Below are 25257 nucleotides of genomic sequence, written 5' to 3'. Positions count from 1 at the left end.
ATCTAGTTTTCGAAAGAACACTGTTTGTCAAAACCACTTTGGCATCGCCTAGCTTTAGAAAACTCCCTGTTCAGAAAACCGTTTTCTTTGAAGAGCACTCAGGATATCGATTCCATTCATCTGGACCTGTGACAACTCAAACTAAGTCCACATAATTTGTCAGCTCACTTCCCAAAGTCCTTCCAAACCTTTTTTTGGATTCCACTTTTCACCATTCTTTAGAAAAACTAAGACTAACAAGAACGCTTGGACACTTCACTGTGTTCTTCTTGCCAAGAGTCCTAGCTAAAAGCCCAAATAGTTTGATGCCACAGGCTACATTTTCTATACTCAACTAATTAATGAAACCACCAAGCTTGAGTGCTGCACCTAACAAAGTGTCTTGTTCCTCAACAAATTCTTCGAACTCCTTGCTGTCTCTTATTCTGACCTCAAACCCGTTTGACCTAGAAATGTCTAAGAACTCTTCTGAATGGGCCATGCGTAGAATCTCCGCCTCGAGAATCGCCTTTATTTCCTCAGGTGTGTCATTCGGAACGGCCAGCCCTCGCCATGTGCCAGTTTCCCAGTCAATACCTTCTTCCTTAAGTGTTGGTATGTTGGGGAAACCCGTAAGCCTTTGGTCAGACATCACTGCAAGAAGTTTTAGTTTACCGCTCTTTATCTGACAAGAAGCCTCTGTTACTGAGCTGGTTAACACATCGACCTCGCCTTCTAGAAGCCTGGTAATCGAAGACGAATCCATCGTGGAGGACCAAATCACAGAGTCAATATCCAGTCCAGCAGCACTGAGCATTCCAATTCTTGCAAGATCCCAAATAGAACCTGAGCTTGATCCAGAAAAGACAACTTCACCTGGCCTTCCTTCAATGTAGTCAAGAAGTTCTTGAACGCTGTCCCAAGGGGCATCTGCTGATACTATGACTCCTGCATTGTCTTCGTTAAGCTGCACAATGTAATCGAAATCCTGATAGTTGATTGATGCTATATCCATCCAGTGAATTGTGCAAATATCCGATGTAACCATTGTCATGGTGTAGCCGTTAGGATCCGCATTAGCACCAGAAACGTGCCCGTTAACCCCTCCGCCTCCCGTCTCATTCTCAACAAAGACCGTTTCGTCAAGTCTTACATTGAGTTCGTCTGCAACAAACCTCGACAAACGGTCCGTTCCACCTCCAGCACGATATGGACAGATTATGGTAACAGGTTCGCAAGGAAAAACAGAACCTTGTTCATCATAGAAGAAGAAACAAAGCAGTTCCTCTGAAAACAACTCATTAGAGTCTTTAGCTCTAACTTCAAATCTGTGCAATCCATCTTCGTAACCGGTCCATGTGTATTCTGAGTTCGTTCCATGATCAACCCAGTTACCCCCATCTTTCCTATACTCATACTTAAGCAATCCATCCTTAGTATTGTCTCCACTCCACACAAACGAAGCACTGTCAAAAGGGATCACACCGCGCGCACCTTCAATCAACGTCAGAGTGGGGACATAGCTCGTATTCCTGGGGCATCCAGTAAACAAAAGAACCACAGCAAGAATCAATAACGGTGCTCTTTTCAGCAGTTTCCTACTCATAATGCACCTCCAGATAAGCGGAACTACCTCGTAGTTATCGAGTGATATCAAAAAAAACAATTATTACACGGCAAAAAACAGTCTCGAAATTAATATAACACTTGTTACATTGCTGGCAAAGACCGGGCAAAATGGGAAGAGTCAAAGTGCTTCGGTTTCTTAAAAGGACTGTGATTACGCATGTCAAGCAAGGTTCTGGGCAGATTGGGAGAGATGCCTTCATGAAAACGTAAGAAGCATCTAGTACACAGAAAAAGAAAACTTCCAGTAGGGAGCTTCCTATAAGCATTCTAGAAAAAGAAGTGAGAAACCCGAGTCAGTGGCAAACAAACCACATCCTCTCAAAGGTGCTTGCTCAAAGGACGTTTATTCTTATTGATTCAGCTAATTTAGGGTCTGCCACTTCAAGTGCTAGGTTGATTATGTCCTGGATGTTCGTTCGACTGTAATTTGTGCCCATCCACCAGCCGGGAACTATTTCGACAGAATGAGAAGCGGCCAAATCCGTACGTCCAGGATAGAGGTCAAGCTTATCTTTTGCCAAGTACCTTCTCTTTTTTCCGTGTTTGCGAGAAGCAAACCGTTCTAAGAAAGTGGCGTCTTCCTGCGATAGGAGCTGAAAAAGCTTGATCATTGCCTGACAGGCAGAAGTGGCAGAAATTCTCCGGTCTTGAAAGTCGAAATCGAAGACGCCTGATCTCTCTGTTAGTTTGGAAGCGCCGTAATTGGGTGATGACGTTACCGATTTTCTGGTAGTTGCCGAGTTTGAACTTTCAGGCAGAATCAGCATTCTCTGGCTGATGATTTCTCTTTCGATGAACTCTCCGCATACCTCTAGTTCTGGCTTGTATCCGCAAATGTCTTCTACCTTCTCTGCAAACAGCTCTAGTAGAAGAGAGTCAGGTTCGGTCAAGAGCATCTTCCATGCTTTCGAAAGGTTTTCAGCAATAATCCTTTCTCTCGAAACATTTCTGTAGTCTTCTCTCGCAGCCTCAAGAGCCTCGCCGGTGCAGACTTTCTTGTAACTAATGTATCTTTGAAGCCTTTCCGCTGCTTCCGAGATTTCACGTTCAAGAAGATCTAGTTTATAGATCCTGCGTTCGTCATAACGGCCCTGTTCACCAGGAAGATAGAAACTCCATTCCTGGCCATCTGTCAAAATTGCCATAGGTACTCCGAGCATAAACGCGTATTCAAATAGCTGCTTATCTGCCCCATCTGAGTGCCCAACCTTCTTTACTTCAATGAACACGACAGGACGGCTCTCGGGATAACAAAGTGCGAAATCTACACGGCGTCCTTCGATGGAGTATTCCGGAATTACGATTGAAGTATTGAATACGGGCCATCCTAGCTCGTGCAAAGTGGGAAGAACCACTCCCTGCGATACAGCTGCTTCAGAATGAAATCTACCACCCTTTAGATTTTGCCTTACTCTCTCAATGTGATCAGTAATTGCCATTTAGCAAACACCTTCTTTGTTCTCCTAGAATTCAAACCCAGCAGGCTATCAGATCGACCTTCTCCCTAAAGATATCAGCTTCTCTTCTCTCTTCTTGAGAGACTCTCTTGACAAATCGATTAGTCTTCCGTATTGTTTTCTTCCCGAGATCTATCAATAGCTTTTTGTAGCCTTTCAATACCGAAGTCACAGACTTTTCTCGAATTCTCCGCCCTACTGAAACTAGTTACGCAAATTTTGTTCTCTTATGTTTATCCACAAAGAGAGCAAATTCGTCAGAGCACCCAATACTGCCAGTAGATCGCTCTTCTCCATGTTTTCAGGAACATATCCCCTTTTCAAATTTGAAGAATGCGAGCATGAGTTTCCTATAAGTCTTATTGCGTGCATATAAGAGATCACCCAAGGAGATAATTTGCTCCTGAGAGAATCAATCAATGTATAGAGCCTATCATCTGGTGTTTCAATCTCAAAGGCATTAATGAGATCCTTCGCCATATACTCAATTACTATTCTAGAGTTAGAGTTAATTGACTGAATGCTAACTGGTTCGTAGCCTAGAAGTTGCTTCAGATCATTTAGCGTCCTCTTCAGAGAAGCACTAACCCGCAGATTTTGGAGGGAACATATTTGATCGGTTACCTGATTAATCAAACTGGATAGAATATCTCCCACTATGTCGCCTCGAATACTGTGTCTTTCGCGAATTGTGTATAGCGCATTTTTCACCAGCTCAAGTTTTTCGCTCTCATATACGAACAGGTTTAGAGATGCACAGTGTTTCGATGTTTCGAGCCAAATCTTGCTTTTTTCAATCATTATCTCAAGTGCCTTCTTATAAGAAGAAGCGTTTGATGGCAAAATCTCCGAAATCCGTTGCCCCGCTATAATTGGAAAGAAGACATTGTCAAAAGGAAATCCAAGGCTTTCTAGAACTGTGAGTGAAGATGTAAATACATCCAAGACCTCTTCAAACAAAGAGACGCTTGATGAAAGTGCTTCAATATTTGTTCTAGGAATACGGAGTGTCAAAACCCCTTTGAAATCGAAATCCTCAGTTTCTTCAAAGAAGACGGATATACCCCTCCAAGACAAAAGTGGACTCTTATCCAAGTTCAAAGATCTTCCAAGTTGCTCTTGCAACTTCTCCAGAACAGCACCTGCAGGGGCAGAGTACTTCGAGGAATGAGTCGAGAGAACGAGTAAAGGTTTCTCTTGAAGTGATAATTCGGTCCCTTTATCGAAAATATCACCTTCGTAGATATTGAAAGACCTTATCCCATACTCAGATTCAACAGCAAATTGGTCAATAATTCTAGATTCTCTCACGAGAACACCTCCTTCGATTGCCTCTGGAAAAGCTCTGAAATTGCTCGTTCAGTTATCCAGCGGATTTAACAAAGCAGTTTAAAGAGATTCCTGAAAAACCACCGTTCCTTGATTTACGCTCCTGGATTCAAAGTAGTCAGTTAATACAGCGCTCATAGTCACTTGATCACTTCTTTCCACAGTCTTTCAATGATTTTAGCCAGAACTTCAGTTACGGGAAAGTTTGTCTACTGAAAGAAGTGAAGTATCGTAAGTTCCTCTAAACCCGTCGCTTTCAGTAGAAGCTTTTTGGTCAGCATCCCTTCCCCGCGAGAGCCCAACACCACCAAGTTCATTTCTTGCTCTCAACCCTTCTTTGAAGTCCTTTCTACGAATCCAGTAATCTTCAACGAATTTTTTCTGATTTTCAGGAAGTGAAACCACCTTTCCCTTCGCAATGATACCGGGTATGCAGCTTATACCTTTTGCGCGCCATAGAAAGACCGTATCTCCAATAGCCATTTCAGCAGAAAACTGTTTTGCAAGCCAAGTCACAATTTTGTCATCAGCAAAGGAATCTTTCAGGTAGCCATCGATTCTGAACATTGCCGGATTCCCCTGAAAAATCCATGACTTTGTTTTGACACCTCCCTTCTCTTTTCCCTCAGATAAGCACTTTTTGGAATCATCTTCTTTCCGAGGCCGATTATATTCCTTCTCTTTCCACTTTTCTCAAAACATGCTTATCTTACCGATTCCTCCAAAGCCACTTCGAGGTATGAGTTCCCTGTTGCCTTGATGAGACTACTCTGCATTCGTTCTGCAACCCTTGGCAAGTAATGTAACACAAGCTTTCCTCACATCTACACTGACGAGTTCCCTAGACTTGATCATATTTCTACTAAATCGAAGAAACCCAAAAGATTCTCTCTTAAGGTCGAGCATTATCTATCTACTCTTGTTTTTCTCCTTAATATCGCAAAGCGCTATAATGACTTCGCATAGCAGTTTACCAGTGAGAGGAGCGGGAAAAGAGCCGCGCTTTGCTTTTCTTTTCTATCATTAAGAATGCCCTCACAGATTTTCGTATTCGATCCCTCGTCAAGTATGGAAAATGGAGTCTGACCCCAATTAACTCCCTATCTATTGGAATAAGTAGTTGATGTCCTGGCCTCCGCAATAAACGCGATATGTAACTTCCGATACAATCGAGAGCATTGTCCGGAACCGAAGTGAGCCCTAATAGTCTCGTAGGTTTGGATGGAACGGTAATCCTTAGAACTTGAAAGAATGCCGAGTTTATCCATATATCTTCTTACAATTGCGCAAGAGCCAGGATGATTGGTGACATTATGTACATCATTGTTGAATGCCTCAAAGTAACTGGGGTTTTTGAAACACAGAACGGAGTGATCAGAGAGAAAGTCGCTGAATTCCCCATTGGTCTGTCTTGTCAGAACAGTGTATGTCGGTCACCCAGGAGATTGACTTTATTGACCTGTTTTTCGTAAAAAGATCCAGAAAATGTAGTCTTGTCAAGGATCCTTCGAAAGCCCAAAACCATAAGCTCGGGAGTTGAAGTTACCAGTTGTAGTTCAATCCGCAAATCTTTCCCGATTTTGCTGGCTGATCTTCAATTACGGGAAAGCAAAAGATAATTGTATGTCACGATGTTCTTCATCAGATTGCCAAAGACTGAGTGTCTTTGGTGAGCTCAAGAAATATTGGCTGCTTATTTTCTATTGCTATGAATTGAGGTAATTGAATCGAAAAATCATTGCAGGACTAGATGTGGCTTGGCTCATTTCTATTCTGATAATGAGTTCCTTTTGATCCAGGATAATACCTAAATCCACTATAATATTCTTCGATTAAATTTGGTCATTCATTGGTCATCTGCAACCTTCAGAGTAAAGCTTATTTTGGTAACGCTTACAGAGGAAAATCTTTAAAGTCATTACGAGCTTTGATTGTGGTATAATACTTTACACCAATGTCTTGGAGGTTTAAGCATGGCGTTCACTGTAGCATCTCTGTTTTCCGGCTGTGGAGGATTTGATCTAGGTTTTTCCGGTGGGTTCACTTTTTTGGGTAGAACTTATGAAATGAATCCATTTGAGATAGTTGTCGCAAACGATAATGATCCTGACGCGGTCAGTGTTTATGTTGAAAATCTAAAACACTTCAACACATCTGATATGCCTTTGCTTGCTGATGTTCAGAGCATAGATGCGCGAAACGTACCTGATTTTGATGTTCTTACCGCTGGATTTCCTTGCCAACCATTCTCTTCCGCTGGCAAGAGGAAAGGAGTAAACGATCACAGAGGAACACTTTTCGAAGAAGTCATTCGATTTGTTAGAGTCAAGCGACCAAAAGCAATTGTTCTTGAAAACGTTAGAGGTTTGCTTTCTTCTAGAATGCCAAATGGGAAACCTGTGGTTAGAGAAATAAGGGATCAACTTGAATCTGTACAGAGCGATGGCGGAAGAACGACTCGATATAGAGTGGGAAGTCCTAGATTGTTGCGAGCTAGTAATTTCGGAGTACCTCAAGACAGATACAGAGTCTTGATTATTGCGTTTCGCGAAGATTTGAATATCTCACCTGATTTGTCTTTACTAGAGGGCTTTTCTAAACCATTTAGTCGAGAAGATCTTAAGGTTAAGGCGGTTCTAAACTACGATAGTTCTCTTCCTAACGCAAGTGACACATGGGATCTATCTCCGCAATCTAGATCTTTGGTTCCACATATAAAGAGATCGTGGAAAGACGTTCCCTATGAATTGCTTCCACAAAGAATGAAAAGGATTAGAGATAACATTAAACGGTATAGGTCACCCAATTTCTATAGACGATTTGATTTTGAAGAGATAAATGGCACAATCACTGCATCAGCGCAACCTGAGAACTGTGGAATTCTACACCCTATTGAAAATAGAAGATATAATGTAAGAGAGATTGCTAGATTCCAGTCATTCCCAGATGATTTTACTTTCCACAGTGTTTCTATACCCTCGATGTACAAGGTTATCGGAAATGCAGTTCCACCTGTTCTAGCACACGCTATTGCAAAGTACGTTTTAGCGGCGCTTACTGAGGATTCAGGATCAAGAAGATATTCCCAGTATTTGTTTGATTATATCGCGGAAAGCTGACACCTCACTTTCTCTTTTGTTTGACGAGGCTTCCCATCCTGACAGGCCTAGTCCTATTGCGAAAAGTTGAAGCGATCTGCTGGGAAAGAAATCGAGTTTTTCAAAGCAGGTAGAGGTCCAAGGGTATATAAGAACACCAAGTTCCGCCTTCGCTGCTGTACAATAGGTGAAAAGCTCATAAATGTCTGTTGTCTGAAAGCGAGAGCGGAAGTCTTTGTTCTTCGCATCTAGTACCGCTGATCCTATTGAGGGGAGTTTTCGATAATTGTACAGAAAATCGGGTATAGCTTTCCGCTCTAAAGAACCCGTTTCATTGGAGGCTAATCTGAACTCATGATGGTAGTCAAACATATATCTGTCCACATGGTCTTCCAACAAATATCGAATGAACTCCTCGAAAATAGAATTGCTGTTGATTAACAGTGAAGTGTATCCTCTTTTGTCCCCCCAAGAATAATCTAGATTGTTGAGGATTATCACTGCAATCTCATAAGCCTCTTTCATTGGTTTCTCAAAACTCGAAAAGTAAACATTGTGGGACTCTACTTCTCTTGGAGAAACACGAACACTAGGGACCTGGGCCAGTGAGTGTGTAACTCTTAGGATATCATCAATGATACCAGCTCTCAAAAGCTTCTCATAAGCCGCCTTGATCGCCACTAGTGGCCAGGAATCAGTTTCAGCAGATTCTCGGGTTGAAATGAAAACCGGAGACCTACCAAGGATGTAGCGAAAAGAAGACTCAACATAGTCAGTATTCCCAATTGCGCATTCTGAAAGCGATTCACTGTAGTTATATCTCTTGGGAAGACCTGCGTCACAAAGAAAGATAAGTCTCTCAATGAACAATGAGACAATTTTTCGAGACACCTCTCCACCCGACACATCGAATTGAGGCTTTTCATAACCAAGAAAATCTATCTCGGCAGAAACAAGCCTAAGATAGTCATAAGTTTCTAAATACTCAATCGAGGGAACCACTTCGATTTCTATCATGCTTCCTGTTCTGTAGTTGCGATTGAAAATCGTTCCAACATAACCTTGAGTGAAAACAAGTGAGTGATGGGAAATGGTTACTCCAGGTAGACTCAAATTGGCCTCTTTGATCGCTCGGAAATATTCCTCTATTTCGTCTTTGTAGAGTATACTTCCAGATCGAACTATGTGCTTTTTAATCATCATTTTCAATGTATTCCTGGAGGTCATTTAGATAGGACTGGGCGTTTTGATCCACGAAAAGGTTTTGGGGCAAAATCCGTCTCAATTTCTGGACATCCGCCATGACAAATTCCTCGACCATTGGAGCAATCCTCAAGGCAAGCACTTCTCGAACCTCGTCTAACGTCCATTGAGAACCGGCAGGTTTCAGAAAGAACGAGTGTCCCAATTGGAAGTGTTCAGATTTCGTTTCTTGTACAATTCTTGAATTTATCTTTTTGAGAAGTTTGCCTAAAATCGGTGAATCTGTTCCAATAACCTTAGAAGCGGAGTCAATAAGTTCATAATCAGGATACAAAGTCACAACTGCAAATCTTCTTCTAATTGCAAAATCAACTAAAGCAATACTTCGGTCAGAAGTGTTCATTGTACCGAGAATATACAGGTTATCCGGCAAACTCAAATTGATCTCTTCATCTCCAAATGCAATTCTTACCTCATTGCATCTGTCGAGAACATAAATTGTCTCTCCAAAAATCGATGCCAAGTGTCCTCGGTTTATCTCGTCAATAATCAGGAGGACTTTCCCTTTATCTTCATCGTGACACTCCTTGATAACTCTCAACAACAATCCCTCTTGAGGAATGACTGAGAAGTTCTGCATCGTCTTGCCTACAATGAAATCCTGATATGTATAGTTCGGATGAAACATAACCTTGAAGACCTTGTCGAATCTCTCGCTCACTTTGTTAGCCATGTAGGTCTTCCCAGTCCCTGGAACACCTTGCAGAATAACCTGGTGATATTTCTCAAGGAGAATAAACAGGTGATCTTCATTCACTAAATACGCCTCCCCAGTTGTAAGATTCTCGAAATCTTCTCTCGTCAAAGCATCAAACATAAGAGTTCTTCCCTCGTCAGCCAAAGGGAATATTTCGGGTTTATCAACGAGGTTAAGAACGCTTCGAACTCTTGATCCATCTATTGGTTCGTCTGCAAAACTTATGTGTTGTACGCCTGTCGGTTCGAAAAGCGAATCAAGTTCTCGTTGCTCGAGATGATAGCGCTTAAGGAAATCCATTTTCAGGAAATTCCAGATGTCCTTTGACTGGAAAAACTCGTCAAACCTCTTGTATCTATTTATCCATAACAAGAAACTCCTTAACGGAAACCGCTTGCGGAATTGCTTCGAAATCTCGTGAGCAACATCCTGTTTAAATCTGTAGCTCTTGCTGCCATCATTCCTATTGGAATATGCCAGACCTTTGTCGACAAAAGCATTATCTAAACTATCGAAAACTCTGTTCACCAAATTGATGTTCCTATAAGGGTATTCTTTTCTACAAATTGGCGTTGCTTTGTTGTAGAAAAGGTCACTAGACCACTTTTCTTCACTCTGCTTGAGAAAACCAAAACCCGAAAAGGGAAAACAACAATACTTAAGTCCAATTTCGAAATAAGGGTTGTAAAGCGCTCCAAGTTCAAACATAGCTTCCCAAATCTCTTCTCTTACTTCATCTTGTTTAAACTGTGAATCTGTAATGTAATCGTATTCACTTACACCTGCTCGCCTTAGCAAGAAATATAGAAATAAATGATGTGCCTCGGTTGCCCTCTTTCCACAAAATTCAACCATTTTTAGATCATCAATTGCTGATTCAATCGTTTCGGACGAAATAAAAACTGTCTTAGCCATTAAATTCTCCTTTCTTAATGCCTATGTATATTGTAAGAACAACTCGTTCGAAGCACACATTTCTCACAATCAGGAACACGCCTGCAATACTCGTATCCAAGATCAATCAAACTGAAGTAGAACATACGTACATCCAAATTGTCCAGAGGAAGAATGCGTTCTAAAATGGTCATTGAGCTTTTATAATTATCGTGATCCTCTCCCGAAAAAAAACGATCAATGACCCTGTTTATATTGCTATCAATAACCAGCGTCTTCTCTCCTGTCAAAAAACAAATGGTTGCGCTTGCGACATATTGGCCAACTCCTTTGAGGCGAGCTAGAGCGTCAATATTTAGCGGCACGATTCCATCCAGTTCTTCCACTAGCCGGATTGCAAGCTCAAGAATCTGAGATGCTCTGATTCTCTGCAAACCAAGGGGATGGATAATGCTGGAAATTTCGCTTGGAGTGCTCTTTGCTAACGCGCTGATAGTTGGGAATCGAGCAAAAAAATCTTGCCAGATAGCGTTGACTTTATCTCTCGAAGTCCTTACCAGAAGTATCTCAGTGATTAGAATTTTGTAAGAATCCTCACAAAAACGCCAGGGAAAGACTCCTAAATGATCAATTCCCCACTTCGTTACGTTGGATACAAAGGACTCATACTTGTTCGTAGTTCTCACCTCACAAAACACATTCTAAAGTTAAAATGCTTATTTGTAAAAAAAGCTTCCACTCTATCATAATCATAATTCTCTATACGATCATCTTCTTAATGAGCACCTCGCACTAAATTTGGATCATTCATTACCTATAAAAGGTTGGGAGCCTCTAGTGACACTGTAAACCCATTAAGATTCATATCAGTAATGCATCCTTGATAGACCATGAATTACCTGAAACGCTTGTTTTCGCTAAAGAGTGTAGATAGTAAAGCAGTCCGTGAGATGCCGAGAAATTATTGAGTTCAATATTCTTCACCATAGATGCGATTAACTGCGGCCATGGTTCTTCTTTGAAACTAAATGAATTGGCAGTCGAAATATGACAAAAATAATAAAGCTATGGCATAGATTCAAAGACCTCTTGATGGTGTTTTCACTCATAGTTTAACATTGGTAGAGCTAATTCCAAAAAACGATCTACAGAACCCAGTTTCCTTCCAAATGATTTGGAGTAGAATGCGCTATCATGTGACAGGGATGTTGGAAAGTTTTTTTGGTTAAGTCATTTTCTTTTTATATGATCATTCCAGAACAGAAGACAATAATAATGATTAGAAGACTTCACCCTAGACTCACCTATGGGATACTCTTATTCATTTCCTTCCTTTTGTCCATAATAGCCCCCTAAAGGTCAACTTCCAGGTCGTGTGCCATCATTATTATGTAGATCATAATATCTGCAAGCTCCTGAGAGATTTCGCCTTTTTTCCGTGACACCAGTGCCTGCAGTTCAGAGTCCTTAGCCCATTGAAATAACTCGAGCAATTCGGCACTTTCTATGGATATTGACGTTGCCAGAGTTCTGGGATTATGGAACTGAGACCAGTCGCGGGCATCACGGAAAGCCATGATCTTCTTCTCGGTCTCGTTAAACATTGTTACCTCCTGAGATTCCTAATTCGGATGCTGCCCCCGGTTGAGTATCGTTCATCAGTGAGTCCTCAAGATAATGTGAGAAGAAATCTTGATCCCTCTTAGCACTTATCAGAAGACTAACTGAGAGAATCATTAGAGCAATTGCGAAAACGATTCCGATTGTGATAATTGCAGTCACAGTTCGTTCAATAATCGGTTTTACAGATTCTTTCACGAGAATCACCACTATATCTTAATCACAGTAATTCGCTTAGTTTTGTTTTAGGTTATTCTCCAGATGCAACCATTTAACTTCGTTATGTCTCAATAATCATAGCAGTTCCTTTCCGACAATTTCAATGGTCGTTTTCGCGAGTTCTAGTCCCTACTGAAAAGTCTCCTTCTCCTCTCCGTATACTGCAAGTTATCTATGAGAAAATGGTCAAGCCTCAGTATTTCATAAACATTATGGGCGGCCTGCAAACGCTGCACGGCTCATATCCAAGGTAAACAGCTTCCGACAATCTAATCGGGATTCCGCTTTCAAGCAAATACTGGCAGTGATATTGATGGTATTTCTCCCCGGTGTTTGTTATGTATACAATCGGGTTAAAAAGCGGTTCGGCTGGTATATTGGCGAAGCCTTCTTCGGCCCACAGCCCTGTTCTTTGCAGCTTCGCCTGTCTTCCCGCTTCGATGAAGATCTCCATGTAGTAGTCATTGAATGGATGTGTAGTGTAGACCCGGCTGTATCCATTTGTTAGAGCGAGAAGATTAAACAACACATAGTATGAATTGCCCTCGTAGACTGCGGGGAGCCATACATAAGCAAGGTACCGTCCATAAGAATCCCAAGGGGTAATGTCGTAAGTAAGAAGGACTCTTTTGTCTTCCAGGAGAACTCTAGCAAATTCTGAAGACTTCAGTCCAAGTTTCTCAACGGTCTTGTCCGAATGTGTGCTGTCGGGAGAATCTACTCCAATAAGATGTATCACTTCCAGGAAATTCAGCGTTTTATGGCGCACAATAGTGAAAATGTCACCGTCCAATATGCATGTCACCAAAGCCTCATCATGATCAGCTGTCACATCGAACAGATTCAGAAACTCTCTGTAATATGTAGCTTCATTTTCCCCAAACTGAAGCGTTATGGGTGTTAACGCATGAAGCAGAGAAAATGCCACTAAGATGCTGAGAAGCAAAATTCTTCTCATGATTACCTCCCTCTATCTTCCTGTCAGTATGCCTCAAATTCCCAAGTACCGTCCGGGTAGAGTATCACAACACTTCCTTCTTCTGTAATGGCTGTCATAAAGTCTTCCTCAACTACGCTGAAAGAGGCAGGCTCTAATTCAGGCGGTTTGCAGACACGACAGGGTATGTAACCTCGTCTTACAGCTTCAGACAGAAGGATAGGGATTTTACTGTGTTCCAGAAAACGACAGCCATCCACATGGTATTTGTCTCCGGTGCTTGTTATATAAACAATAGGGTCATACTCAGGCAGCAAAATGCTGTCTGGCTTTTCTTCCTGCCATAGACCAAACCCTCCGAGTCTGGCAAGCCTTTCAGCTTCGATGAAGATTCCCATGTAGTTCTCATCAAAAACATAGCTAGTATAGGCATGGCCGTAACCGCTAGAAACGAGAAGAAGGTTGAACATGATATTGTAGGCTCTCCCTTCATACTCTGTGGGAATCCAGATATAAGAGAGAATCCGTCCGTAAGCATCAATTTGATCCCAATCGAAGGATATAAAGACATCCTTCCCTTCGAGAATTGCTTTCGTGAAACCAGATGACTCGATGCCGAAATACTCTACGCTTTTCTGGGGATGGACGCTTTCGGGTGTATCTACTCCAATTAGCCTTGCGGTTAGCAAAGAATCGGGATCGCTTTTAAGCTTCAGCTTGACTGTATCTCCATCCACGACAATGCATACAACGGCGCTTTCATATTCGCTTACGTCATCGAAGAGGTTAAGGTATTCCCTGTAGTAAGTAGCTGAAGTATCACCAATTCGAAGAGTGATAGGTTCTAGTCCAAGCACCAGTGTAGACAGCACTAATAAGAGAAAGAAGTTAGTTCTTCTCATTTCGATCCTCCTTCTCTCGTTTCAAGCTTCCCCAAAAAACAATAGAATCCAAACAAAATTATAAAGGAGTTTACATTGAAAACAAAATTAAGCGCTTTCGATTGTTTAAAAAAGACCCGGCTCTGAAGCCGGGCCAAAAAAGAAGGTGAGATACACTGGGTTTGTTTGTTTTCGAGTCGCCTAGAAATATTGTGTTTCTCAATCGCTATCTGCAAATAGCTATTACTTAACCAGCACCTTCGTCGCTGTCTTCCAAAGGCCTCTGTTCAGGAACATGACGACGAGGTCTATAAGGACATCCAGGATGAAATCGAAGAATTCGGGATCGATCTTCCATTGTTCATCTGGAAGCGCGTCTTTTATCATCTGTTTTACTTTTTCTTTCTTCTCCGGCCCATTGCCGGGGGATTCTACGTAGCTTGCGAAGACTGTGATTAGAGATAGTAACTCTTTTATCCACGACATATTATCACTCCTTTGCTTCGAGTAGATGTTAGAGGCCAGAGGTGAGAGGTATGAAGATCAAGAGCTATAATAGAGAATCACAGTCATTGTTATAGGAGGTATCTATGTTTGGAAACTTCAGAAAACTGCAGCTGTGGAAATCTTCTATGAATCTGACGACTGAGATCTACAAGCTAACCAGAAACTTCCCCGAGCATGAACGCTACGGATTGTCGTCTCAAATGCAAAGGGCCTCGGTATCAATCCCTTCCAACATCGCAGAGGGATTTGGAAGAGAATCTACGAAAGAGCTTCTGAGATTTCTCTACACTGCCAGGGGTTCTCTGATGGAGCTCTCTACACAGCTCGAAATCTGCAACAATCTGGGCTACCTTTCAGAGGAAGAACACTCTTGTATACAGAGGCTTGCAGACGAGGTCAACAGGCTCCTAAATGGTCTCATATTCTCGAAGAAGAAGCTCAGATCTTCATCCGGTACTTAGAAAAGGGGACGGGGTAAGAACCCCATCCCTTTCAAACCTCATACCTCTATCCACTTACATCTATATGAGGTTAAACAACTCGTTCTTCTGAGTGTCGATGACTGCTGCGTAGTCTACCGCATAGCTTGAAGGGATTACCTTCAGAGTTACGAGGTTTCCCATGACAGTCTCGACCTCAGCCTGAGTAAGAGTCTCCTTAGGCTCCTTTATGTAGAAGCCCTTAGACTTCTTCGCGGTTGAATCGTACCATCTAACGCTCAGGTTTCTCATTTGAGTTCCTCCTTTCGTTGTTTAGAGGTCAGTTGTGTGAGGCCAGAGGTAGGAAGATCTTTAACTTCAAACCTCTATCCTCTCACATCTTTTTTCTTAATCAATTGGTCAGAGGTAAGAAGATATGAACTTCAAACCTCATTCCTCTACCCTCTCACATCCGTCTTTTAGTCAATCGGTCCGAGGGTCTGGGTTTCGATCAGTCTGATGTCGGCGATGATGTAATTGGTGAGGCTCGCGATGTTATAGGCTGCATCGTATGCCTCCTGTGCAGTCATTGCCGAATCGACGCTGAGAGTCTGTCTCGAGAGGACTGGTTTGTCGTCCTCAATGACACCGGTATCCCAGGTGATCGAAAGTGACTTCTCGGTACCAACTACCATCACAGTTGCTCCTAATCCCATTAAAATTCCTCCTTGTCTTGTGAACGTCCCCCGATGGCCGTCCTCCGTCCTCCGAAAGAGCTATAAAGTGCAGTGGCATTGCATTTTCGATCTTAATCGGTGAACGGCTGCCCGTTGTCGGAAAACGTTCCTTTTTTTTCGTGGCCACGTGAGATGAATATATACCACAGGATCAAAAAACACCAAGCTCAGGTGAAAAACATCTGAGTTTGGCTCTGGAGTATCGAATATGTATAATCGAAATAGAGAAGCAAAGGCTCTCTTATCCTGGTTGAAAGCTATCGCATTAATTTGTGTCCATTATGAAAAAGCAAAAGAAAAGAGACGATTTGAAAAGAAAGAGAGCCGGATAAAAAGCATCAATCGAATAATCGGATTTGATCAGAGATAATTGTAGATAATAAACAACAGTCGCTCCCGGTTTCTCAAAACTAAAAAGCTCATGAACAGTTCTTGACAGCGTTTATGAGGGTGATATAGAATATATACAGCCAGTTTTGATTTACTTACGGAGCCGATGGAGGTTTTTCAAAATATGGATGGTTTCAGAAAGACTGCTTTTCGCTTTTGTTCTATCTGTTTAAGGGTTTATTTCTTCAAGAACTCATCTTCAGGTCTATCGCCATAATAATGGCATGATAATTTCCGACTGAACGGGAAACATCCCGCGCAAGTTTAGTTAAGGCTTCAGGTCAAATTGCTTGTTTAGCCCGATTTTGTTCACAGGAATATGAAAGTTAATCTCGAGTATATCCAGGGCTTCATAGCCGTCCCATTCAGACAATTGAGTTCTGGATAAACTAAATCCATGGAGAAAGGAGGTGATTTATGGGCAACCTGCGCGATGAGAGAATCATGAGAGAGCTCAGCCAGAGGGAGCTCGGGGAGGTGATAGGCAAGGACCAGAAGTACATCTCCGAGGTCGAGCTGGGAAGGATAATTCCCGGTTTCCGGAACGCGGATACTCTGGCCCGTTTTCTGGGCGTTCCGGTGGAGAGGATCTTTCCCTGCTTCACAAGGACTTCGAGATTTCCCGGCTATAAGGATCTCATGTATCTCTACAGTCTCGGTTATGACATAGCCGTATATGAGAACGCCATGAGAGAACTGACAACAAAGGAGGCGCAAAATGACGGATGAAGAAGGTCAACCGTCAACGGTCCACCGTCCAAAGATCCGTCGCAACATGCAACTTGGCACCTGCAATGGTTTCCCTTGCGACTAACAACTTGGAGCTGTACTTAAGAAAGGAAGGTGATTCGCCATGAATCCGGCAGTAAAAAACGAGAACGGATCTCCTGCCAGAGACCCGCTCTCAACGAAAAAGAATTGCAAAACCCTAACTTATATTACCACTTCAAGGTTGGAAAGGTCTAAATCTGTTTACCCTTTTTGCAACAGTGATATTACTTCATCCATTCCCGCAGAAGAAGTGAAGGGTTTTGGTTCTGAAGGTTCTCATCCAACCTGCAAACCTGGGCTTGCGTTCTCTGAAAAATTAGCTCTTGAGAAATCCCAAAACGGAGAACGGCTGACGGAGAACCGTCACCCGTTCCCACTGTCCTACTCCAGAATCAAGTCCTTCGTGGAATGTCCTCACAGGTTCTATCTCCGCTATTTCGAGGGGCTTCCCGAAGCTCAGGGAGAGGGAAGAAAACACAACGGCCTAATCCTGAGGGCTTTGTTCAATTCTTATCTCGGTAATTCTCCTACTCCTCTGCTCTTTGGAGAGAACCTTAAGAGGGATCTCGACCAGATAGAGTTTGGAGTTCAATTCCTCAAGAGCAAAGATGTTGTAGCTCTCAATATTCCTTTCGCGCTGGATAGATTCTCCAATCCCGTGCCATTTAATGAACCGGAAGTGGTGTTTAGGGGAAGAGCGCAGGCGCTCTATGAAGATGAGCGGAAAAACGTCCCTCGTCCTTCGTCCCAGAGCATGTATTCGTCCTTCGAGAAGAACTGTGAAGCAGAATTCTTTGTCTCCAATCCCGGGGAAGAAGCTAAAAAGTGCCTTGAATCTGCCTTTCTTGGTCTTTCGGAGGACGGAGGACCGGTGACGGTCAACCATCCCCTCGTTTTGTGCCACTTCAAGGCAGGATTCGGTGATCCCGACTGGGAGAGGCTGTTTATTTACGCCTGGGCTCTCTCCAGACAGGGATACGAGATAGGAAGGATAGAATGGGTATCTCTTTCTGCGGGAGCCTCGATTTCTAAAGAGGTGAAAAAGGAAAATCTCGAAGAGGCCGGGATCAATCTCTACGCCTGGATAAGTCAGATCCTTCAGAGCGACTTTGAACCGGAAGCGGGAGATCACTGCTCCTACTGTCTCTATCATTCCTTCTGCCCCTTAATGGAAAAGCTCGGGGAGGATCTCACGATTACCGACAGTGACTCTCTGAAGAACACCCTTCAGAAGACGGTAGCCTTTCAGGAAGGGGCTAAGAAGATGAAGAAGCTCGCAGATGAATTCATAGACAGGGAAGGGATAGGAAAGGTCGAGCTTCAGGGCTACGAGTACGCGAGCGACGAGGCCCCGACTCAGATAAGGCTTCTGGATAGAGAGGCGGCCCTGGATACCATCATAGGCCTCCCCGATCCATTCAAATTCATCACGTTCAAGAACTTATCGGAGCTGGTCGACTATCTTCCCGACGATGCATATGAGAAGAAAGAAAAGCTGAAGCCGGTGAGGAGGTTCAGGAAAGCATAGCTTTTGAAAGAGATGTAAGAGGCCAGAGGGAAGAGGTAAGAAGAGCAGTCAGATCCTGCCTTTCTAACCTCTAGCCTCATACCTCTCACATCCGTCCGATCTTTGACTGGAGGTTTTAGTGTGAATTACATAGAACTAATAAACAACTTCTGGATAGCGAATAAGATACACAAGTTCAACTCTCTGGAGACTTCTCTGTACTTCTTCGTTCTCGACTACGCGAACAACGCGAGATGGCCCGAGAGCTTTGTTCTTCCTAACGGGATAGTTCAGAGCGTTTTCGGCTGTTCGAGAGATCAGCTCATAAGGGCGAGGAAGAAATTGTGTAAATTTGGCCTACTTGCGTATGAAACGGGTGACCGACATAACCCCGGAAAATACACCGTAATTGCGCACCCGACACCTACCCGAGAGCTACCCGAGGCCGACACACGACCTACTCAAGTCACACCACCCCGCTGTCTGTCGAAAGAGTCTGTTGATGGACAAGAGAATTGCGTCATTGGAGATGAGACCATACTCGAGACCGACTCTAAGCCTACTGGAGACCTACCCGAGGCCTACCCGACGCCTACGAGTAATATAAACAAAACTAAACTAAAGAAAAGTAAAGTAAACAAAACAGGAGATAAAAACATTCTTTCTCCTTACGGAGAAACGAAAGTTTCACTTTCGCAATCGACAGGAGAAGGGGTGAAGAATGAAGAGAATGATGACCCTCCGCCAAACATTGAACAGGCAGGCAACTCATCGACGAAACAGGCTGCCGATTATTCGGAGATTGTTACGGTCATAGGGCCATTGTCCGGTGTTCCGGAAAAGGGAAAGACTGATCCAGGAGAGACTCCTCCCGGCGAAGTTGCCGTTTCATCTTCCGAAATCAAATCGAACGGGAAAAAGACAGCTCAGGATAAAGGCGGCCCTCCGGAAGAAGTCCCGGCTGAAGGTTGTCTGGTCGTTCCCTTGTTCGAGATGAACGATCAGGAAGCAAAACATGATGAAGAAGGTCAGGAAGACTTCTCCTACCTCGAGTCCTGTTCGAGGTACGAGAGAGACGTAATGGAGACCTGGGAAACGATAATAGGGCCCTTCGAGAGGGAATGGATTCCCCTGCTGAGAGAAGCCCTGAGAAGATGCTATCCCTCCCAGATAAAGACCGCGATCATAGCCATAGACAGATCGAAACACGAGGTACTCGAAGAGATAGGTTTCGAGTATCTAATGCAGCCCCTCCTCAGGGGAGCCTTCGGAAGGAGAGTGAAGAAAAATGGAAGAAAAGATTGGAGCGATTCTGAACCGTTTAGAGATCCTATCGAAAAGTTCAAGAATCCGGCAAGAGAGAGACCCAAAACACTTGAAGAACTCCTCAAATACACGGTATAGCAAGGACGAGGCGATAGAAGAGTGCATGAGGAACTGTCCCGGTCCGGAGAAGTGCCCTTACGGGGGCTACATAATCTACTCCAGTGAAGACCCACAGTACAGCGACCTCATGTACGAGTGCTCGATATACATGGAATTCAGAAGGGTGAGGGAAAACATGGAGAGGCTGATAAAAGTCCTTCCCAAGGGACTGTGGGAGAGAAGACTGGACAACTTCATCCCCGAAGACGAAGTTACAGAAAGGGCACTCGACCTCTCGAAGAAGTACGTGAGACACAGGGCGTGGAAGATCGGGTCGAACTTCGTCCTTCTCGGAGGCTACGGAACCGGAAAGACTCACCTCGCTGCGGGAATAGCGATAGAGGCAGTCAATTTGGGAGACACCGTAGCCTTCATAACGGCCCCGTCTCTTAAGATCGGGGACTTCAAGACTGTTTGCGAGAAGGTACAGGAGTGTTCGGGGGTTGACCTTCTCGTTATTGACGACCTAAGCAACGAGACGGAAAACAAGATGACGACCGACAAGATATTCGAACTGATAAACCACAGGTATGAACAGGGAGCGGGAACGATAATAACCTCCAACCTGAACCTGACAGATTTCGACTCAACCGTGGGGGCAAGGATCTTCAGCAGGCTGGGCGAGAGGACAGCGATCATGCGGCTTGAAGGAGTCAGTTCTTACCGGGAGAAGAAGAGGGAGAGGTATGTTGCATGGACGAGAGAAGAGCCGCTGGAAGATCAAGGACCCGCTGAGCGCTGAAGGCTGGGAAATGCTAAAACCCGCTGGACAGATCCGCAGGCATTTCTACCAAGAATTAAAACTGGAGGAGTGATGTGATGGAAGACAGAATAACCAAGACTTTGGCTTTGCTTTTGGACGGAAGTTGGAAAGAGGCGTTCAAACTTTATCACGAGATAATAAACGATCTCTCAAAGAAGGAGAGTGTTCCGGAAGCAATTCTAAATGGAGAAAGTAGTCAATGCGCTTCTGAGGCTGAGAAGGGTGCATCTGTCGCGAGCGAGTTCGAGCGATGGGCGACACTGAACGATGAAGAGCTGTGGGATCTCGGCCATATTGCCTATCTCTTCGATGACACGGAGACGGCAGAATCTCTTCTTGAGGAGCATTATTCAAGAAAACCGAACGACATAGAGGGGATGGTATTCCTCGGAAAGATCTACAGGAAGAGAAACAAGCCTCACAAATCCGAACTGATGTTCAGGGCCGCACTTTCGGAAGATAAAGACAACATGAAAGCTGTGGAAGAGCTTGTTTACCTTTACCTAGAAACAGACAGGCCGCTCGACGCCCTCGCATGGGTCCAGAAGTTACTGAGGCTCGATCCCCGGACTCCGAAGAACTACTTTCTTGCAGGCAAGGCGCTCGAGAACCTTGACAGGGAAGAGCAAAGCAGAAGATACATTATCGCCGGTATGATCCTGGATCTATCGAGCTCTTTCGGGGGAAGTCTGCAGAATTTCTATGAAGACAGACTCGGGAAATCGATCACTATTGCTGATCTCTGTGATGCAAGGGAAGTCATTGAGGAATGGGTAGGCAAGAATCAGCACGCCATTGCGGGTACGCAGCAGGTGGCCGAAACAAACAATATTCAATAGATGCTCTCGAAGAATAGCAAACAGTCAAAGGGTAACATGATTCGTTTTGCCACTGCATATTCACATAGCTGAACCGAAGCCGGGCATCCGCCCGGCTACTTCAATTCTCTTTCATTAGGACAAACGTTTTCAGTTCAAAACGATCTCTTCTTGTTAGAGAAGTTCGACAACAGATTCTGAAATGTATATCTGACAGGATTGCCATTTGTTCTGCAGACCCGGGGATTTTATATCCTCACGAATTCTCGAATATTGGCACCTGCCAAGCAAATAATATTATATATAAATTACTCTTCACTTACTTTAGGCAAAAAGACATCCGAAAACGCTTTCAAATTCACCTAATATAGTCAATATGATTCTAACTGAAGAAAATTAGTGCATCGATTTTGAATGCAATGTCATTTAAGTTACTATTGAGATAGGCATCCTATAATTATTAAAGGGAGGTTCTGAAATGAAGAAGCTTTGTTCTTTCCTCTGTCTGTCTTTGCTACTTCTCGCCCTAGTAGGGTGTAATATCCTTGGGCCTACCCAGTACAAACTAACAATGCAGCAACCTGTAGGTCAGGGAACAGTTGTACCAGAACCTGGCGTCTACAATTTCGTTAATGGAGCAGAAGTTGTACTATCTGCGAATGCTTCTACTGGCTGGCAGTTTGTCAAGTGGGAAGTAAACGGTTTAGAGTATTCAGCTGGCGCAGAAACAACACTTATGATGAACGAGGCGAAAACTGTTAGGGCGTTCTTTGAGGAAATCCCGCTGGAAGTTTACACACTCACCATGCTCGAACCTGAAGGCAGTGGAACTGTCTTGCCGGGAGTAGGAAATCACTCATACGAGGAAGATACCTCGGTTAGTATAGAAGCGACTCCCGATCAAGGATGGGAATTCATCAGATGGGAAGTTGACGGAATCGAATACTCAACGCTTCCTGAAACTACACTTTTGATGGATCAATCCAAAACCGTCAAAGCGTTCTTTGAGGAAATCAATATAAACCACTCTCCAACAATGTCCATTCCGGATCAAGTGGTAGAAGAAGGTAATACACTAACTCTTGATCTAAATGAATTTGCTGAAGATTGTGATGATGACCCGTTGACTTTTGAATTGACTAGTGGTGTTGGAACGATAGCTGAATCAACGTACCGCTTCTCCACTAGATGCGGTGATGCCGGAGAATATAACGTCGTCATAACTGTTAGCGATATCAATGGAAGCACAGATGAGGATACTTTCAGAATCGTTGTTGAAGAAGACAGGGTTCTTGTGGGAGGAATTATATGGGAAGACACTACCTGGGAAGCAGACCAGTGCTATTGTCTTTCAGACAATGTCCAGATTCACGAAGACGCTACCCTCACAATTGAACCAGGAGTAACTGTAGTAGGAAATGATATGATGATGCAGGTGTGGGGAAAACTGATCGTTGAAGGTGATGAGAACAATCACGTTGAGATTTTCTCAACCACAATAACCGGAGAGGCATCTTATGATGATGAATTTTGCATATCAATATCTAATGCCTTTCTATCCCGATGCGAGATTCTCCCTCCTGGTAACCAGAGTGGACATGGTAGCTTGAAGTTACTGGGTTGCAGGATTGAAGATCTGGATCAATACGTTTACATTTGGTACCCGAAGTCGGACTGCTTTATAGAAGGGAACACATTTGTCGGGTTCGGTGGTTTTAGCATCGGCACTGATGATGCAACAGTCTTCATAAGGAACAACTTCTTCTCTAAACCGGTTAAACAATTTGTTTTTCCGTCAGAGTTTGTCGTCCAAAATTGGGCAAGTTACAATGACTCAAACACAGTTGTTGAATTTAATACTTTTGCTGATACTGATAGCGTGGCTTTGAAACTTCAGCCGGGTTACGATGCAGCAGCAATGATTGGTACTAAAAACTACTGGTCTACAACTGATGAGGAGACAATCCAGAGTATGATTTTTGACAGGACGGACGATTTAGAATGTGCCGGGATAATTCCCTACGAGCCATTCTTGGTTGAGCCGCATCCAGATACCCCAACACCATGAAAAATCCGGGAAAGCAAGACAAAGCTTCTGATGGCTAAACAAGACTAGTGAGGAGGATTGCGTTTTCATTCTATATCATCATCGCTGTCCCTCAAGGGTAAACTAGTTTTTCGGAGGACCATGTCTTTTTCTGAAGAGTTAATTGAATATGACAGGCAAAAGAAATACCCAGGTCGTAATAGATAAATAGGCATATTCAACGAATCATGGGCGCGGTGATTTGAAAATGCGGTGGTACGTCTGGATTTCCATTCAATTCAGCCGTTCTTTAGCGCGTTTTGGAATTCGTGCTGTCAAAGGATAGAGTTGTCTCATCTCGAACATAGGGACTTCGTGTTTGGCGTTGAGATCACTTCTCCTCTTTTCACGGCAGCGGCACGGTTCTCAATGACACTTCTCTTAGTATGATTCCTTCTAGTTTGAAGTCACTTCCTATCTCTTCCCTATTTGGATATTGATGATTTTCTGCCTTTTGACATGGTTGACGACTGCAATTCAGTCCTTCAATGCAAAGGAATTCTTCTGTAGGTTCGTGTCATTTTCTTCTTCTGAATTCTTCTTCGGAGTCTTCTCTAACTCATAGCTTGGCTCGTCTGTGAATCGGCTCAGAAATTCGATAGAGAAGTTACGTATGCTAATATATTACTAGGCGATAATGAAAGTATTTTCTACATGAGATTGGTGTTTAACATGAAGAGGCCAATTCTTAAGAACAAACCTCTAGTCGAGGCAATATTTGAGTTACGCTGGGCTCTGAAAACCCAGGAGTCAGGATCGATAGTCGATCCCCATTATAGGATAGTTTTGGGAAGTTTATACAGTAGAATTCGTGACGAATACCCTTTTCACGAACAGCTTCCATCAGCTTCTATACCTGACGAAATGGCGCCTTTTGTTGTTCAGCACCGGTTCCGAAAGGGGCAAGAGTCTTGGCCATTGGTGCAGTTGGGGCCCGGAATTATCACGCTGAATGCGACTGAGGACTATTCATGGGATGACTTCAGTTACAGGATTGACAGGTTGATCAAAGATTTCTTTGAGTCTTATCCAGATCCAAACATCAACTTGAAGGTTAATATGCTTTCCCTCAGATATATTGATGCGATAGGTTTTGATTACTCTTCGGAAGACTTGTTTCGTTTTTTGCAGAGGAATCTGAAAGTGAACGCTGAGATGGACAACAAGCTCTTTGAGAAATGCAGTTTAGACAAGAACCCTATTGCATTTGATTTTAGATATGCTTTTCCGACAAAGGAAGAAGATGGTCAATTGAATTTCCGGGTAATGCGAGGCAAGAAGAATGAGAGAGATGTTCTGCTCTGGGATACACAGATTGTTAGGATCTCAGATGAAGCTCTCAGTTCGGTTGTGGAAATCATGAAATGGGTTTCTGAAGCTCACTCTTTGGCGGAAGAATGGTTCTTTGGGTTGATTGAAGGTGATTTAATCAGGAGGTTTCAGTGATGTTAGCTATTACGGTTAGAGAATACGATCCCTATGTATTGCCTAACGGGACGGCTTCGTCAGTTTTCGAGAATTCCTCTGTCTTGTCCAGGCAATTCCCAGAATCAGCATTGTACCAGACATTGAATCCTTCAAGGATAATCGAATCGGGTTGCAGATCAAGTGGTTTTGCCGACGCCGGTACTGTGCTTGATACATTGCTTCCCGTCTGGTTCTCGGAGACAGGGACTTCAGAAATTGTTCCCAGTGTGAGAGAAGCATGGGATTCTGTAGCTCTGCCAGGCCATTTGCCCCCAAAAGCAAGGTACAAGATTAGATTGACCATTAGAAACGTAAAGAAAGGTCAGCCAAGCCGACTGGATGACGACGACTTGTTATAGGTGAT

At 43.4% G+C, this 25257-nt stretch carries 25 protein-coding genes; 10 read left to right on the top strand and 15 right to left on the bottom strand.

All coding sequences use genetic code 11. The features are described from left to right. Positions 1-334 precede the first annotated feature (334 nt). From V513_RS10310 to V513_RS10295, 5 genes are all read right to left on the bottom strand, one after another. Positions 335-1585, bottom strand: a complete 1251-nt coding sequence (locus V513_RS10310; RefSeq protein WP_099772688.1) for a tripartite tricarboxylate transporter substrate-binding protein — start codon at positions 1583-1585, stop codon at positions 335-337. 355 nt (positions 1586-1940) lie between these two features. Continuing rightward, a complete protein-coding gene (locus tag V513_RS10305) occupies positions 1941-3047 on the bottom strand; it encodes a hypothetical protein (protein ID WP_099772687.1) in 1107 nt (368 codons plus the stop codon). A gap of 31 nt (positions 3048-3078) precedes the next feature. After that, positions 3079-3237: a hypothetical protein gene (locus V513_RS13885; protein ID WP_180274880.1), complete on the bottom strand. Its 159-nt coding sequence runs from the start codon at positions 3235-3237 to the stop codon at positions 3079-3081. A 32-nt stretch (positions 3238-3269) separates the two neighbouring features. After that, positions 3270-4376, bottom strand: coding sequence for a hypothetical protein (locus V513_RS10300; protein ID WP_099772686.1), 1107 nt, complete (start codon positions 4374-4376; stop codon positions 3270-3272). A 207-nt stretch (positions 4377-4583) separates the two neighbouring features. Then, positions 4584-4961: a hypothetical protein gene (locus tag V513_RS10295; protein ID WP_099772685.1), complete on the bottom strand. Its 378-nt coding sequence runs from the start codon at positions 4959-4961 to the stop codon at positions 4584-4586. Between the two features lie 1406 nt (positions 4962-6367). Here V513_RS10295 and V513_RS10290 point away from each other — a divergent pair. Then, positions 6368-7513, top strand: coding sequence for a DNA cytosine methyltransferase (locus tag V513_RS10290; protein ID WP_099772684.1), 1146 nt, complete (start codon positions 6368-6370; stop codon positions 7511-7513). Here the strand turns inward: V513_RS10290 and V513_RS10285 are convergent. The 8 genes from V513_RS10285 to V513_RS10250 form a co-directional block, all read right to left on the bottom strand. Further along, positions 7466-8695: a 5-methylcytosine restriction system specificity protein McrC gene (locus V513_RS10285; protein ID WP_180274879.1), complete on the bottom strand. Its 1230-nt coding sequence runs from the start codon at positions 8693-8695 to the stop codon at positions 7466-7468. The two genes, V513_RS10290 and V513_RS10285, sit on opposite strands and share 48 nt — an antisense overlap. Then, the gene (locus V513_RS10280) at positions 8685-10367 is read right to left on the bottom strand and encodes an McrB family protein (protein ID WP_099772682.1); all 1683 of its coding nucleotides are present in this window, start codon (positions 10365-10367) and stop codon (positions 8685-8687) included. Before V513_RS10280 ends, V513_RS10285 begins: the two co-directional genes overlap by 11 nt. Positions 10368-10381: 14 nt before the next feature. Then, entirely contained in the window at positions 10382-11032 is a 651-nt protein-coding gene (locus V513_RS10275) for an endonuclease III domain-containing protein (RefSeq protein ID WP_180274878.1), read from the bottom strand. A 666-nt stretch (positions 11033-11698) separates the two neighbouring features. After that, a complete protein-coding gene (locus V513_RS10270; RefSeq protein WP_099772680.1) occupies positions 11699-11950 on the bottom strand; it encodes a nucleotide pyrophosphohydrolase in 252 nt (83 codons plus the stop codon). Next, the gene (locus V513_RS10265; protein WP_099772679.1) at positions 11943-12164 is read right to left on the bottom strand and encodes a hypothetical protein; all 222 of its coding nucleotides are present in this window, start codon (positions 12162-12164) and stop codon (positions 11943-11945) included. The genes V513_RS10270 and V513_RS10265 overlap by 8 nt, the downstream gene beginning before the upstream one ends. 214 nt (positions 12165-12378) lie before the next feature. Next, entirely contained in the window at positions 12379-13143 is a 765-nt protein-coding gene (locus V513_RS10260; RefSeq protein WP_099772678.1) for a thermonuclease family protein, read from the bottom strand. A gap of 23 nt (positions 13144-13166) precedes the next feature. Next, on the bottom strand, positions 13167-14024 hold the full coding sequence (locus V513_RS10255; RefSeq protein ID WP_099772677.1) for a thermonuclease family protein: 858 nt from the start codon (positions 14022-14024) through the stop codon (positions 13167-13169). A gap of 222 nt (positions 14025-14246) precedes the next feature. Continuing rightward, complete coding sequence (locus V513_RS10250) at positions 14247-14489, bottom strand: hypothetical protein (RefSeq protein ID WP_099772676.1); 243 nt, start codon at positions 14487-14489, stop codon at positions 14247-14249. Between the two features lie 104 nt (positions 14490-14593). Here V513_RS10250 and V513_RS10245 point away from each other — a divergent pair, with 104 nt between their 5' ends. Further along, positions 14594-14971, top strand: coding sequence for a four helix bundle protein (locus V513_RS10245; protein WP_099772675.1), 378 nt, complete (start codon positions 14594-14596; stop codon positions 14969-14971). A 60-nt stretch (positions 14972-15031) separates the two neighbouring features. Here V513_RS10245 and V513_RS10240 read toward each other — a convergent pair whose 3' ends face one another. Then, entirely contained in the window at positions 15032-15241 is a 210-nt protein-coding gene (locus V513_RS10240; protein WP_006487518.1) for a DUF2922 family protein, read from the bottom strand. Between the two features lie 167 nt (positions 15242-15408). After that, positions 15409-15645 carry a DUF1659 domain-containing protein gene (locus tag V513_RS10235; RefSeq protein ID WP_099772674.1) on the bottom strand — a complete coding sequence of 79 codons (237 nt, stop codon included), beginning with the start codon at positions 15643-15645 and terminating at the stop codon, positions 15409-15411. A gap of 828 nt (positions 15646-16473) precedes the next feature. Between V513_RS10235 and V513_RS10230 the strand changes: the two genes are divergently transcribed. The 8 genes from V513_RS10230 to V513_RS10195 all read left to right on the top strand — a co-directional run bounded on the left by V513_RS10230 (position 16474) and on the right by V513_RS10195 (position 25252). Beyond that, complete coding sequence (locus V513_RS10230) at positions 16474-16785, top strand: helix-turn-helix transcriptional regulator (protein ID WP_099772673.1); 312 nt, start codon at positions 16474-16476, stop codon at positions 16783-16785. 124 nt (positions 16786-16909) lie between these two features. Next, complete coding sequence (locus V513_RS10225) at positions 16910-18355, top strand: PD-(D/E)XK nuclease family protein (RefSeq protein WP_099772672.1); 1446 nt, start codon at positions 16910-16912, stop codon at positions 18353-18355. Between the two features lie 120 nt (positions 18356-18475). Then, positions 18476-19738 (top strand): hypothetical protein, encoded by a 1263-nt coding sequence (locus V513_RS10220; protein ID WP_099772671.1) that lies wholly within the window; start codon positions 18476-18478, stop codon positions 19736-19738. Further along, positions 19710-20501 (top strand): ATP-binding protein, encoded by a 792-nt coding sequence (locus V513_RS10215; RefSeq protein ID WP_257212071.1) that lies wholly within the window; start codon positions 19710-19712, stop codon positions 20499-20501. The genes V513_RS10220 and V513_RS10215 overlap by 29 nt, the downstream gene beginning before the upstream one ends. A 77-nt stretch (positions 20502-20578) precedes the next feature. Beyond that, complete coding sequence (locus V513_RS10210; RefSeq protein WP_099772669.1) at positions 20579-21361, top strand: tetratricopeptide repeat protein; 783 nt, start codon at positions 20579-20581, stop codon at positions 21359-21361. Between the two features lie 457 nt (positions 21362-21818). Beyond that, positions 21819-23408, top strand: a complete 1590-nt coding sequence (locus tag V513_RS10205; protein WP_099772668.1) for an InlB B-repeat-containing protein — start codon at positions 21819-21821, stop codon at positions 23406-23408. A gap of 690 nt (positions 23409-24098) precedes the next feature. Next, entirely contained in the window at positions 24099-24872 is a 774-nt protein-coding gene (locus tag V513_RS10200) for a TIGR04255 family protein (protein ID WP_180274877.1), read from the top strand. Continuing rightward, the gene (locus V513_RS10195) at positions 24869-25252 is read left to right on the top strand and encodes a hypothetical protein (RefSeq protein WP_143752429.1); all 384 of its coding nucleotides are present in this window, start codon (positions 24869-24871) and stop codon (positions 25250-25252) included. The genes V513_RS10200 and V513_RS10195 overlap by 4 nt, the downstream gene beginning before the upstream one ends. Positions 25253-25257 lie beyond the last annotated feature (5 nt).

Source organism: Mesotoga sp. H07.pep.5.3 (assembly GCF_002752615.1).
Classification (GTDB): Bacteria; Thermotogota; Thermotogae; order Petrotogales; family Kosmotogaceae; genus Mesotoga; species Mesotoga prima.
The sequence above is the reverse complement of the archived record's forward strand: the minus strand, read 5'-3'. Positions and strand labels throughout refer to the sequence as shown.